This window comes from Intrasporangium calvum DSM 43043 (genome assembly GCF_000184685.1).
Classification (GTDB): Bacteria; Actinomycetota; Actinomycetes; order Actinomycetales; family Dermatophilaceae; genus Intrasporangium; species Intrasporangium calvum.
This window is the reverse complement of the sequence record NC_014830.1, coordinates 1,163,110-1,175,496: the sequence shown is the minus strand read 5'-3', so window position 1 is coordinate 1,175,496 and position 12,387 is coordinate 1,163,110. Positions and strand designations below refer to the sequence as shown.

General features: G+C 70.8%; 11 protein-coding genes. 6 read left to right on the top strand and 5 right to left on the bottom strand.

Translation table 11 applies throughout. From position 1 onward, the window contains the following. Nucleotides 1–9: 9 nt before the first annotated feature. The 3 genes from INTCA_RS05350 to sucC all read right to left on the bottom strand — a co-directional run bounded on the left by INTCA_RS05350 (nt 10) and on the right by sucC (nt 3,724). Nucleotides 10–1,332, bottom strand: a complete 1,323-nt coding sequence (locus tag INTCA_RS05350) for a cell division protein PerM (protein ID WP_148236476.1) — start codon at nt 1,330–1,332, stop codon at nt 10–12. A 268-nt stretch (nt 1,333–1,600) separates the two neighbouring features. After that, nucleotides 1,601–2,494, bottom strand: a complete 894-nt coding sequence (gene sucD / locus INTCA_RS05345) for a succinate--CoA ligase subunit alpha (protein WP_013491904.1) — start codon at nt 2,492–2,494, stop codon at nt 1,601–1,603. Nucleotides 2,495–2,533: 39 nt separating this feature from the next. Next, a complete protein-coding gene (sucC, locus tag INTCA_RS05340) occupies nt 2,534–3,724 on the bottom strand; it encodes an ADP-forming succinate--CoA ligase subunit beta (protein WP_013491903.1) in 1,191 nt (396 codons plus the stop codon). A 217-nt stretch (nt 3,725–3,941) separates the two neighbouring features. On the opposite strand from sucC, the gene INTCA_RS05335 reads away from it, so the two are divergent. The 3 genes from INTCA_RS05335 (at nt 3,942) to INTCA_RS05325 (ending at nt 6,349) form a co-directional block, all read left to right on the top strand. Further along, nucleotides 3,942–4,631: an ArsR/SmtB family transcription factor gene (locus INTCA_RS05335; RefSeq protein ID WP_013491902.1), complete on the top strand. Its 690-nt coding sequence runs from the start codon at nt 3,942–3,944 to the stop codon at nt 4,629–4,631. A 102-nt stretch (nt 4,632–4,733) separates the two neighbouring features. Next, nucleotides 4,734–5,501, top strand: coding sequence for a DsbA family protein (locus INTCA_RS05330; protein ID WP_013491901.1), 768 nt, complete (start codon nt 4,734–4,736; stop codon nt 5,499–5,501). Then, complete coding sequence (locus INTCA_RS05325) at nt 5,498–6,349, top strand: cytochrome c biogenesis CcdA family protein (RefSeq protein ID WP_013491900.1); 852 nt, start codon at nt 5,498–5,500, stop codon at nt 6,347–6,349. Before INTCA_RS05330 ends, INTCA_RS05325 begins: the two co-directional genes overlap by 4 nt. 222 nt (nt 6,350–6,571) lie before the next feature. On the opposite strand, the gene INTCA_RS05320 is transcribed toward INTCA_RS05325, so the two are convergent. Further along, entirely contained in the window at nt 6,572–7,000 is a 429-nt protein-coding gene (locus tag INTCA_RS05320) for a cobalamin B12-binding domain-containing protein (protein ID WP_013491899.1), read from the bottom strand. Between the two features lie 81 nt (nt 7,001–7,081). Between INTCA_RS05320 and INTCA_RS05315 the strand changes: the two genes are divergently transcribed. Both INTCA_RS05315 and INTCA_RS05310 read left to right on the top strand, forming a co-directional pair. Continuing rightward, nucleotides 7,082–8,026: an esterase/lipase family protein gene (locus INTCA_RS05315; protein WP_244859872.1), complete on the top strand. Its 945-nt coding sequence runs from the start codon at nt 7,082–7,084 to the stop codon at nt 8,024–8,026. Nucleotides 8,027–8,267: 241 nt separating this feature from the next. Further along, nucleotides 8,268–9,113 (top strand): M23 family metallopeptidase, encoded by an 846-nt coding sequence (locus INTCA_RS05310; protein ID WP_013491897.1) that lies wholly within the window; start codon nt 8,268–8,270, stop codon nt 9,111–9,113. Nucleotides 9,114–9,214: 101 nt separating this feature from the next. On the opposite strand, the gene pcrA is transcribed toward INTCA_RS05310, so the two are convergent. Then, nucleotides 9,215–11,779 carry a DNA helicase PcrA gene (gene pcrA / locus INTCA_RS05305; protein WP_013491896.1) on the bottom strand — a complete coding sequence of 855 codons (2,565 nt, stop codon included), beginning with the start codon at nt 11,777–11,779 and terminating at the stop codon, nt 9,215–9,217. 87 nt (nt 11,780–11,866) lie between these two features. On the opposite strand from pcrA, the gene INTCA_RS05300 reads away from it, so the two are divergent. After that, nucleotides 11,867–12,379, top strand: coding sequence for a GNAT family N-acetyltransferase (locus tag INTCA_RS05300; protein WP_013491895.1), 513 nt, complete (start codon nt 11,867–11,869; stop codon nt 12,377–12,379). Nucleotides 12,380–12,387 lie beyond the last annotated feature (8 nt).

The following is a 12,387-nucleotide window of genomic DNA, read 5'->3' as shown; positions in this document are numbered from 1 at the left end:
ACCCCGCCCCTAGAAGACCGGGCGCTCCGGGTCGCCGATGTCGGTGGTCACGGTGTCGGGGGCCGCGGGCTGGCTCGTCGACGAGCCCGACTCCTCGTCCTCCGGTGGCGCGAGCGGGTCCGCCGGGCGAGCCTCGACACGGTCGCGCCACACGCACCAGCCGGTCCAGGCGAGAGCTCCGAGAGCCACCTCCACGAGCAGAGCGCCGACGACCGGTGCGACCGCGGGTCCCACGGCCGCGAGCCGTTCGGCGCCGACCGACCCGTTGGCCAGCCAGGTGAGGACCCCGAGGACCGCCACCGCGATGGCAGCGGCGGCGGCGGCGGCCATCAGCCGGGCACGCACGTTCCCGAAGAACTCGACCTCTCGGTCGAGCCAGCGGCCGATGACCGTCCCAGCCGCGACCGGGATCAGGAGGACGACGAAGAGGATCGGCGGGTAGTCCGCCTGGTCGGGCAGGGCCCCGAGGATGGGCACGAGGGGCATGAGACCGGGCTCGGCGGACGCCGGGGAGATCACCGAGCCCGCCGCGACGGAGAAGCCCGGACCGGCGAGGAAGGCCAGCGCCCAGGTCGCCGCGTTGCCGAGCAGCATGAGCTGAGCCAGGACGACGACGGCTCCGGCGACGACGTTGAGCCCGTACTCACCGTGGATCCGCAGCACGTCGGGGGCGGTGACGAGCAGCCGGAGCAGCACGACCCCCGTGCCGACGGCGAAGAGCATGGCCGCCCCGCGCCACCCGACTCGCCAGGCGAACGGGAGCCAGCTCGGCCCGCGCAGGAACCAGGCCCGCACGAAACCCGGCGCCTCGGCGTCCGCGGGCCGCACGAGGAGGTATCCGAGCGCGAGAGCGGGCACCCACAGCGTGCCCGGCACCGCAGCAACGCCAGGTGCCAGCGGCGCCCCGAGCGTCAGGAGCGAGAAGACCGACGCGGCACCGACGTAGCCGAGCAGGAAGCCCGGCACGACCCCGCGCAGCGCGACCTGGTTCCACTCCGCGGCCGAGACCACAGCCCGCTCCGTGACGACGAGCCGGCGGCACCAGCGGGCCGCGACGTAGACGAAGAGCAGGAAGAGGAGGACCGGCGTCAGGGAGACCGTCACTCCGCCGCCGCCGATGGACTGACCGTGACCGACGAACCAGATCCCGGCGCCCACCTGCACGGCGGAGAACCACCCGAGCGACCCCTCCGGGGCTGCGAGCCAACCGACCAGCGCCGGGAGCACGACGATGGCCAACGTGCCGGACGCGGCGAGGGCTCCGGCGCGGATCGCCGAGGACCGGGCTCGATCCGTGGCAGGGACGCGGTGGGGATGGGACAGCTGACTCACTCCAGACAGGGCCACTCGGGGTCAGGTCCCATCGTCACAAGCGGAGCGGCAGAGGGCGAGCACCCACGCCGTGGCGACACACCCGCATATCGTCCGCCACCCCCACCTGCAGGCGGCACGTGCACCCGGTAGGCGGGTGTGTTGCGGGGGAAAGGGCGGGAGGGCTGGGCGGTCGGGATGGTGCGGCAGCGCGCTCAGCGGCATACGGCACCGGACGCGAAGGCGGCCACCCCCGAGAGGATGGCCGCCTCGAGATGGCGCGGGAGTCCTACTTCGACAGGCCCTGCATGATCTCGCGCATCAGCGCTGCCGTCGCGGAGGGCGTCTTGCCGACCTTGACGCCGGCGGCCTCGAGGGCCTCCTGCTTCGCCTGGGCGGTGCCGGACGAGCCGGACACGATGGCGCCGGCGTGGCCCATCGTCTTGCCCTCGGGGGCGGTGAAGCCGGCGACGTAGCCGACGACCGGCTTGGTCACGTGCTCCTTGATGTAGGCAGCCGCGCGCTCCTCGGCGTCGCCGCCGATCTCGCCGATCATGACGATCGCGTCGGTGTCGGGGTCGTTCTGGAACGCCTCGAGGCAGTCGATGTGCGTGGTTCCGATGACCGGGTCGCCGCCGATGCCGACCGCGGTCGAGAAGCCGAAGTCACGCAGCTCGTACATCATCTGGTAGGTCAGCGTGCCCGACTTGGAGACGAGGCCGATCCGGCCGGGGCCGGAGATCGTCGCCGGGATGATGCCGGCGTTGGACACGCCGGGCGTGATGAGGCCGGGGCAGTTCGGACCGATGATGCGGGTCGTGCCCTTGGACTGGGCGTAGGTGAAGAACTCCGCGGTGTCCTTGACGGCGACGCCCTCGGTGATGACGACCGCGAGGGGGATCTCGGCGTCGATCGCCTCGACCGCGGCCGCCTTGGTGAACTGCGCCGGGACGAAGATGACGGAGACGTTGGCCCCCGTGGCGTCGATCGCCTCCCGGACCGTGCCGAAGACGGGAACGGTCACGCCGTCCTCGAACTCGACGGTCGTGCCGGCCTTGCGCGGGTTGACGCCGCCGACGATGGTCGTGCCGGACTTGAGCATGCGCTGCGTGTGCTTCATGCCCTCGGAGCCGGTCATGCCCTGGACGATGACCTTGGAGTCAGCGTTGAGGAAGATAGCCATGTTCTGTGTCTCTCTCTGGTCTCTGCTGTCTCGGGCCGGTCAGTTCGCGGCCGCGGCGAGCTCGGCCGCCTTGCGCGCCGCGCCGTCCATGGTCTCTTCGATGATCACGCGCGGGTGGTTGCGCTCAGCGAGGATCCGGCGCCCCTCCTCGACGTTGTTGCCGTCGAGCCGGACGACGAGCGGCCGGTCCTCCTCGGTGCCCAGCGCGTCGAGGGCGCCGACGATGCCGTTCGCGACCGCGTCACAGGAGGTGATGCCCCCGAAGACGTTGACGAAGACGCTCTTGACCTGGGGGTCCGACAAGATGATGTGGAGGCCGTTGGCCATCACCTCGGCGCTCGCGCCGCCCCCGATGTCGAGGAAGTTGGCGGGTTTCGGACCCCGAACGCTGTCAATCTCAGAACCGGCGTAGGCGACGACATCCAACGTGCTCATGACGAGGCCCGCGCCGTTGCCGATGATGCCGACCGAGCCCTCGAGCCGCACGTAGTTGAGGTCCTTCTCCTTCGCCTCCGCCTCGAAGGGGTCGGCGGCCGTCTTGTCCTCGAGTGCCTCGTGGTCGGGGTGGCGGAAGCCGGCGTTGGCGTCCAGGCTGACCTTGCCGTCGAGGGCGATGATCTCGCCGTCCTCGGTCTTGACGAGCGGGTTGACCTCGACGAGCGTCGCGTCCTCGTCGCGGTAGACCTCCCACAGCCGGCCGAGGACGGGGACGATCTTGGCGGCGGTCTCGGGGTCGAAGCCGGCTGCGTCGACGATCTCGCGGGCCTTGGCCTCGTCGATGCCGACGTTCGGGTCGACGGCAACCTTCGCCAGCGCATCGGGCCGCTCCACCGCGAGCTGCTCGATGTCCATCCCGCCCTCCTTGGAGCACATGGCGAGGTAGCTGCGGTTGGCGCGGTCGAGCAGGATCGAGAAGTAGTACTCCTCGGCGATCTTGGCACCCTGGGCGATCATCACCCGGTGGACGGTGTGGCCCTTGATGTCCATGCCGAGAATCTGCTCGGCGTGCGCCTGGGCCTCGTCGGCGGACGTGGCGACCTTGACGCCGCCGGCCTTGCCGCGGCCACCCGTCTTGACCTGGGCCTTGACGACCGTGACGCCGCCGGAGCTCTGCCCGATTCGTTCGGCGGCTGCGCGCGCCTCTTCGGGGGTGGTGGCGATGGCGCCGGCGAGAACCGGGACGCCGTGCGCCTCGAACATGTCGCGCGCTTGGTACTCGAAGAGATCCACGGGTGGTTTCCGTCCTCATCATCGATCGGGAGTCGGCTTACCCTCGGACTCTAGTGCCCGGTGCAAGAGGGCCCGAAGTCGGCACTTCCGGACCGGACGAAGATCACACTGCCTGCCCAGATGGTGGAGGAGATGCGGCTTCGGGCTGGGTCGGGCTCCCCGAGTTTGACGAATCACCGTGATCTCATACGGTATTCCAGAGAACTTTGGAGGATACATGACGACAGCCGCGACCGGCCCCGACCGGCACGCCGCCTTCTTCGACCAGCTCGCGATCGTCGGCAAGGCCTTCGCGAGCGCCAAGCGCCTCGTGCTCATCGACCTGCTCGCTCAAGGTGAGCGCACGGTCGAGTCCCTTGCCCGCGAGGCCGGCCTGGGTATCACGACCGCGTCGGCACACCTGCAGGTGCTCAAGCTCTCCAACCTCGTGGCGACCCGACGAGAGGGCACGCGGATCCACTACCGCCTCGCCGGCGAGGACGTCGCGAACCTCTACTCCTCGATGCTCACCGTCGCCCGGGAGCACTCCGCCGACGTCGAGAAGGCGCTCGCGTCCTACCTCGGCATCGGCGGCGCGACCACTGTCGACATCGAGGAGGTCACCCGCGAGGAGCTGCTCGCCCGCCTCGACCGTGGCGACGTCGTCGTGCTCGACGTCAGGCCGCCGGAGGAGTATGCCGCCGGGCACCTCCCCGGAGCCCGCTCGGTCCCCTTCGGCGAGCTCGCGAACCACCTCGAGCTGGCCGACCCGGACGTCGAGATCGTCGCCTACTGCCGCGGCGCCCACTGCGTCCTCGCGAGCGACGCGGTCCGGCTGCTGCGCGCTCAGGGCCGGGACGCCCGACGCCTGCAGGACGGGCTTCTCGAGTGGCGCCTCGCCGGCCACCCCGTCGAGGTGCGTTCCTGACGCGAGCCGGCCCCACGGCATACGGCTGCGTCGACGACGACCACTGTCCTGCCTCCCGTCCACACCTCCGCCCCACACCCCCACCACCCGCGAAGGATCACCATGACCGACATCCCCCAGCCGGATCGACGCAAGCGGCTCCTCGTGCCGATCGTCGTGACGGTCGTCGCCGCCCTCGTCGCGCTCCTCGCCGGGCTCGGCCCGAAGCTTGCGGGCGGTAGCGAGCAGCCCGCGCCGGGTGCGCCCGGGAGCACGGGCACCTCGGACACCACCGCCGGCTCGTCCGAGCAGGACGAGCAGATCGCGGCCCTCGCCTCGCTCGCGCGCCGCACCCCCGGCGACCCGGTCGCCCTCGGCAAGGAGGACGCGCCGGTCGTCCTCGTCAACTACTCCGAGTTCCAGTGCCCCTTCTGTGGGAAGTTCGCCCGGGACACGAAGCCGACGCTCGTCAAGGAGTACGTCGACAAGGGCATCCTGCGCATCGAGTGGCGCGACTTCCCGTACCTCGGCCCGGAGTCGGGCACCGCGGCCCACGCGGGTCGTGCCGCGGCCGAGCAGGGGAAGTTCTGGGAGTTCCACGACGCGATGTTCGCGGACCAGCAGCCGCCGAACAGCGGCAAGCTGACCGAGGACTACCTCGCGGGAGTCGCCGCGAGGATCGGCCTCGATGTCGCGAAGTTCCGCAAGGACCTGGCCGACCCCAAGCTGCAGGCCAAGGTCGACCAGGACTTCACCGAGGGCCAGAACATCGGCGTCACCGGCACCCCCGCCTTCCTCGTCAACGGCAACCCCGTCATCGGCGCCCAACCGACCGAGACGTTCACCCGGCTCATCGAGGCCGAGGCGGCCAAGGCGGCGGCGGCCAAGTGACCGAGGTCGGCCTCCTCGCAGCGTTCGCGGCCGGGGTGCTCGCGCTGCTCTCCCCGTGCAGCGCGTTGCTCGTGCCGTCCTTCTTCGCCTACGCGTTCGCGTCGCGAACGGCCCAGCTGCTGCGGACCCTGGCGTTCTACGTCGGGCTGCTCCTGACGCTCGTGCCGCTCGGAGTCGGTGCGAGTGCCGCGTCCTCGCTCTTCTACGGGCACCGGCAGCTGCTCATCGCGGTCGCCGGGTGGTCGATCATCGTCCTCGGCGTGCTGATGGTCCTCGGCAAGGGCTTCACGATCCCGCTCATGGACCGGTTGCAGGCGCGCTTCACCGCGGGAGCACGCGGGCGCGGCGGCTGGCTGTCCACGGTCGCCCTCGGGGCGGTGTACGGGCTCGCCGGCTTCTGCTCCGGCCCGGTGCTCGGTGCCATCCTCACGATGGCCGCCACGCAGGACTCCCCCGTCCAAGGTGGGCTGCTCCTCGCGGTCTACGCGCTCGGGATGGCCGCGCCGCTCTTCGTCCTCGCCGCCCTCTGGGACCGCTTCGACCTCGGACGACGCCCGTGGCTGCGCGGACGGACCGTCAAGGTGGGACCGCTGCAGGTCCACTCGACGACGCTCGTGTCGGGCCTGCTCTTCATCACGATCGGTGTGCTGTTCCTCATGTTCGACGGGACTGCCGGCATCACCGGCGTGCTCGGCCTCGGCGACACGACCGACCTCGAGTTCTCCCTGCAGGAACGGATCACCCGCTGGTCGTCTGCGGTCCCCACGTGGGTGCTGCCGGCCACGGTCGCCGTCGCCGCGGGTCTGTGGACGCTCCGACGGTGGAAGGCCACGTCCGAGGAGGACTGAACCCGGCGGCATACGGCCGGGTCTGGGACCACGTAGCCGAGCGACTGCGTCCGAGGGGCGAGGATCCGCTCGCCGTCGATGGCCGTCCAGGTGTGGACGACCGCGGGCTCATCGGTCGACCGCGGGATCGTCAGCCAAGCAGCCCCTGTTGGGGCGCGTCTTTGGACAGACGCGCGGTCCTGCGCCCAACCGCGCACGCGCGTCTGTTCGGGTCGGCGTGCGTTAGTCGGTCTCGACGTGGTCGTTGACCCACTGCACGATCTCGGTCGTTGTCGCACCGGGCGTGAAGACCTTGGCGACCCCGAGGGCCTCGAGCTGCGGGATGTCGTCGTCGGGGATGATCCCGCCGCCGAAGACGACGATGTCGGTCGCGTCGCGCTCCTCGAGCAGCTCGAGGACCCGCGCGAAGAGGGTCAGGTGCGCACCGCTCAGGACCGAGAGGCCGATCGCGTCTGCGTCCTCCTGGATGGCCGCCTCGACGATCTGCTCCGGCGTCTGGTGCAGGCCGGTGTAGATGACCTCCATACCGGCGTCGCGCAGGGCGCGGGCGACAACCTTGGCGCCACGGTCGTGCCCGTCGAGACCCGGCTTGGCGACGATGACGCGGATGACGGCTCCGGTGGGCGCGCTGGAGTCAGGGGAGGATGTCATGCCGCGCACTCTAGCCAGCGGGCCGCGCCGGACGGCCGAAAAGGTGATTGATCGCCCACCGGCGCGGGTACCGTCACCACCGTGCCCCTCGCCGCGCAGTCCGCGACGTCGCCGCAGGAGCCGACCCCGATGGAGGGGCCGGACGTCTCCCACGGCGCGCTGGGACACGTGGGCGCCGTGGCCAGGGCCGTGCTCACTCCCACGGGTCTCGTGGGGGCGGCGCTGGAGGCGACCTGGCTCGGCTTCCACCTCGGCCTGTATCCGCTCGGCCTCGTCGGCGCCCGTGCCTCCCACCGACGCACCGGCTACCGGGTGGACCACCTGTCTCCGGTCCAGCGGGGGCTGTCGGTCTGCGACCTCGACGCGGCGCAGACCCCGATCCTGCTCATCCACGGCCTGGTGGACAACCGGTCGATCTTCACCGTCCTGCGGAGGCGTCTGGTCAGCCGCGGATTCGGTCGGATCGAGAGCATCAACTACCCCCTGTCCACCCAGGACGTCCGGGCTGCGGCCGCGCGGCTCTCGGACGAGGTGGAGCGGCTCGTGGAGGAGACCGGCTACGAGCGGATCCACATCATCGGGCACTCCCTCGGTGGTCTCATCGCCCGCTACTACGTGACCCGGCTCGGCGGCGACCTGCGAGTACACACCCTGGTGACGCTCGGCACACCGCACGGCGGCAGCTACCTCGCCTACGCCTGGGACAGCCCGCTGACCCGACAGCTGCGGCCCGGCAGCAAGCTGCTCGCCGAGCTCGCCCAGCCGGTCCGCGAGTGCCAGACACGCTTCATCTCCTACTGGTCCGACCTCGACCAGGTGGTCCTTCCCCAGCGCAACGCGGCGCTGCGACACCCGGACCTCAACGTCCACAACATCGGGCTGCATGGGGTGGGTCACGGCAGCCTGCCCTTCACCCGCTCGGTGGTGCACGGGATCTCGAGGGCGCTGGCGCACCTCGACTCGTCCGGGGCCACCGTGACCCCCGGTGTGAGCGAGGTCACACGGCGGCGGGTCAGGTCCGTCTGACGCCCGGATCCCGTTGGCCCCAACAGCGCCGACCGCTGATTTCGCGGCCGAGGCCGCAAACTGGGAGAAATTCGCCCGTCCGGGTCCTTTAACTTCGGGACCTCCATCCCCTAGGGTCGTGGCGGGTCGTGATCCCTCCTCCACGACGCAGACCAAAGGAGAACCGTGGCCGATTTCTGGATAACGAATTGGTCACGCTACCCTCGGGTCTGGCAATTGGTCTGAGATAGGTAAGCGCTGCGTGTCAAACAACACTTATGTGGGTCGGCACCGACCTGCGACGAAGCCCACCCGGGGGCGCCAGTTCCTCGTCCCCCTGGCCCTGGTCTCCTCCACCGTCGCCGGCGGACTCGTCGTCCGTGACGCGGGCGCGAGCCCGTTGAGCGCCGAGGCCGCGGCCATGAAGAACGTGTCCAACTCGGTCGCCGGCCTCGGCCTCGTGGCAGACGTCGACGCCATCGCGGCCGCCTCCGCGGACCGCGGCAACCTCAGGGCCTCGCGTGACGGCGTCCGCGCCGAAGCGGCCCTCGGCCTCGCTGCGAGCTCTGCCGCCGAGGCGGGCGCCGAAGCCGCGGACGCGGCCCTGGAGCGCCTCGCTGCCGAGAAGGCCGCCGCCAAGAAGGCCGCCGCCGAGAAGGCCGCCGCGGCGAAGAAGAAGGCAGAGGTCGAGCGCAAGCGCCGCCTCGCCCTTGCCCAGCGGTGGATCATGCCTTTCCACGGCTACACCCTGACGTCGGGCTACGGCTGGCGGTGGGGCCGGATGCACCCGGCCCAGGACCTCGCCGCCCCGACCGGCACCCCGGTCTACGCCCTCTCGTCGGGCACGGTCCTCTTCTCCGGCTGGTCCAACGAGGGCTACGGCTACATGGTCAAGATCCGCCACTGGGACGGCACCGTGTCCTGGTACGCGCACAACAGCCGACTCGTGGTCAGCATCGGCGAGCAGGTGTCCCCCGGCCAGCAGGTGGCCTACAGCGGCAACACCGGCAACTCGACGGGCCCGCACCTGCACCTCGAGATCCACCCCGCCGGAGGGGCCGCGGTCCCACCGCGCAGCTGGCTCGCCGCGCGCGGCATCTACCTCTGACCCAGAGCCCGAACGAAAGAGCAGCTCGTACCGCGTCCGCGTCAGGCACCTGACCGACGGGCAGGGACGAACTGCTCTCTCGATTGCGGCGGTGGCCGGCGTCAGAGCTTGACGACGGGGGCGTACCGCAGCAGCAGCCGCTTCACGCCGAGGTCCCCACCGAAGTCGACGTGGGCGAGCGACTTGTCGCCCTCCCCCTCGACGCGCACCACGGTGCCGAGGCCGAACGCGTCATGGGTGACCCGGTCGCCGGCCTTGAGCGAGACCACCACGCGGTTGCCGGGGCTGCGGACCCCCGGCCGGGCGGCGAGCGTCGCGACCGCCGGCTGTCCGGCACCCCGCGCGCCGGAGAAGCTCGGACCGAGCCGCTGCCAGTCGAGCAGGTCATCCGGGATCTCGTCGAGGAACCGCGAGGGTGCACCGTACTGCGGCGCGCCCCATGCAGAGCGCACCGCCGCACGGGTCAGGTAGAGGCGCTCCCGAGCCCGGGTGATGCCGACATAGGCAAGCCGGCGCTCCTCCTCCAGCTCCTTGGGGTCACCCATGGAGCGCGAGTGCGGGAAGGTGCCGTCCTCGAGCCCGGTGAGGAAGACCACCGGGAACTCGAGCCCCTTGGCGGTGTGCAGGGTCATGAGGGTGACCACCCCGAGGTCGGGGCCCGCGTCCGCTTCGGGCGAGTCGGGGATCTCGTCGGCGTCGGCCACGAGGGACACCTGCTCGAGGAACTCCTCGAGTGGCCCGGTCGGTCCGACGTCCTCCGGCTCCTCTCCCGGCGCGAGCCCACCCTCGATGGCGGCGACCGCGAACTCCTCGGCCCTGCGCTCGTCGTACTCCTGGGCGACGGCCACGAGCTCGGCGAGGTTCTCGACCCGGGTCTCGTCCTGCGGGTCGTGGCTGGCCCGGAGCTCCGCGAGGTAGCCGCTCTGCTCGAGCGTCGCCTCGAGGAGCACCGCGATCCCGGCTCCGCTCTCGTAGACGGTGCGCAGCTCCTCGAGCAGCGAGGTGAACCCCTTGATCGCCGCCACCGAACGTGTCGCGATGCCCGGGGCGTCCTCAGCCCGGCCGAGGGCCGCCACGAAGGGGATGCGCTCCCGCTCCGCGAGCATGGCGACGCACGCCTCGGCGCGGTCGCCGATGCCACGCTTCGGGACGTTGAGGATGCGGCGCAGGTTCACCGTGTCGGTCGGGTTGGAGATGACGCGCAGGTAGGCCAGCGCGTCCTTGACCTCACGCCGCTCATAGAACCGCGTGCCGCCGACCACCTTGTAGGGCAGTCCGACCCGCACGAGCACTTCCTCGATGGCTCGGGACTGGGCATTGGTGCGGTAGAAGATCGCGACGTCGCCGGGGCGCACGCCGTGCTCGGCGAGCTCGTCGATCTGCTTGGCGACGAACGCAGCCTCGTCGTGCTCGTTGTCGGCGACATAACCGACGATCAGTGCCCCGTCGCCCGAGTCGGTCCAGAGGTTCTTGGCCCGCCGCGCCTCGTTGCGCGCGATGACCGAGTTGGCCGCGCGGAGGATCCGCTGGGTCGACCGGTAGTTCTGCTCGAGGAGGATGGTCCGCGCGTCGGGGTAGTCCTGCTCGAACTCGAGGATGTTGCGGATCGACGCGCCACGGAAGGCGTAGATCGACTGGTCGGAGTCGCCGACGACGCACAGCTCGGCAGGTGGCACCACGTAGTCGCCCTCGCCCGGACCGCGGACACCGTCGCCGACGAGCTCCTTGATCAGCTGGTACTGCGCCAGGTTCGTGTCCTGGTACTCGTCGACGAGAATGTGCCGGAACCGGCGTCGGTAGTACTCGGCCACGTCGGGAAAGGCCTGGAGCATGTTGACGGTCATCATGATGATGTCGTCGAAGTCGAGGGCGTTCGCCTGCCGCAGCCGTCGCTGGTACTGCGTGTAGGCGGCCGACATGGTCCGCTCGTGATGGGAGTGGGCGCTGGTGCCCTCTCCGACCTGGGCGGCGTAGGTCTCCTCGTCGACGAGGTCGTTCTTGAGGTTGCTCACCTGCGCCGAGAAGCTGCGCGGCGCATAGCGCTTCGGGTCGAGGTCGAGGTCACGAATGACGAGACTCATGAGCCGCAGACTGTCCGCGGCGTCGTAGATCGAGAAGGTCGACTTCATCCCGACCTTGGCAGCCTCGCGCCTCAGGATGCGCACGCACGCCGAGTGGAACGTCATCACCCACATCGAGCGGGCGCGCGGTCCGACGAGCGCCTCGACGCGCTCACGCATCTCGGCGGCGGCCTTGTTGGTGAAGGTGATCGCGAGGATCTGCCCCGGCTGGGCCCCCCGCTTGCCGAGCAGCCAGGCGATGCGGTGGGTCAGCACGCGGGTCTTGCCCGAGCCCGCGCCGGCGACGATGAGCAGCGGGCCACCCTCGTGGACGACGGCCTCGCGCTGGTGCGGGTTGAGCCCCTCGAGCAGCGTCTCCGGGTCGGCTGAGCCCCACCCCGGTGCCGTATGCCGCTGGGCTGGGTCCGCGCCCACCGTCGCTCCCCGTGCGGCTGCCTCGGCCCACGTCGGCACCCCTTGGGAGGTGACGTTCGGGTCCGTCGGATGTCCACCCGGGTCAGTCGCGTGCCGCACCGACGACGTCGGCTCGGGTCCCGCCTGCGGCGGCCCGGCGGGCCCGAAGAGGTCGTCGAAGAGCGTGCTCATGATCGTCCAAGCCTACGTCGGTGAACCGACAGCCCGGACCAGCCGGCACCCCTCCTGCTCGGGCCGGCCGTGCGCGAGGATGGGCCCGTGCCCGACTCCGCCACGCCCTCCTTCACGATCCGACCCGCCACCGTCGACGACGTCGATGACCTCGCCCGGCTGGTCCGCGAGCTGGCCCACTACGAGCGGGACCCGGACGCCGCCGTCGCGACAGCCGACCACTTCCGCGAGGCCCTGTTCCCCCGGGAAGCGAGCCCAGCGGCATACGCCCATGTTGCCGAGCGAGACGGACTCGTCGTGGGGATGGCGGTGTGGTTCGCCAGCTTCTCGACGTGGACCGGGCGACGCGGGCTGTGGCTGGAGGACCTCTTCGTCGAGCCGGCGCAGCGGGGCCTCGGCATCGGCAAGGCCCTGCTCACCGAGCTCGCCCGGGTCTGCACCGCGCGCGGCTGGACCCGGCTCGAGTGGGTCGTCCTCGACTGGAACGCGCCGGCGATCGAGTTCTACCGCTCGCAGGGTGCCCAGCCGCTCACGGAGTGGACGACCTACCGCGTCGCCGGGGACGCCCTCGGCCGCCTCGCGGGCGGGAGCCCGTCGTAGGGTGTCGT

What these genes read in the sequence shown, in the direction of transcription:
- sucD (WP_013491904.1), bottom strand. Translation starts at nt 2,494, where the DNA reads ATGGCTATCTTCCTCAACGCTGACTCCAAGGTCATCGTCCAGGGCATG.
- INTCA_RS05335 (WP_013491902.1), top strand. Translation starts at nt 3,942, where the DNA reads ATGACGACAGCCGCGACCGGCCCCGACCGGCACGCCGCCTTCTTCGAC.
- INTCA_RS05330 (WP_013491901.1), top strand. Translation starts at nt 4,734, where the DNA reads ATGACCGACATCCCCCAGCCGGATCGACGCAAGCGGCTCCTCGTGCCG.
- INTCA_RS05320 (WP_013491899.1), bottom strand. Translation starts at nt 7,000, where the DNA reads ATGACATCCTCCCCTGACTCCAGCGCGCCCACCGGAGCCGTCATCCGC.
- pcrA (WP_013491896.1), bottom strand. Translation starts at nt 11,779, where the DNA reads ATGAGCACGCTCTTCGACGACCTCTTCGGGCCCGCCGGGCCGCCGCAG.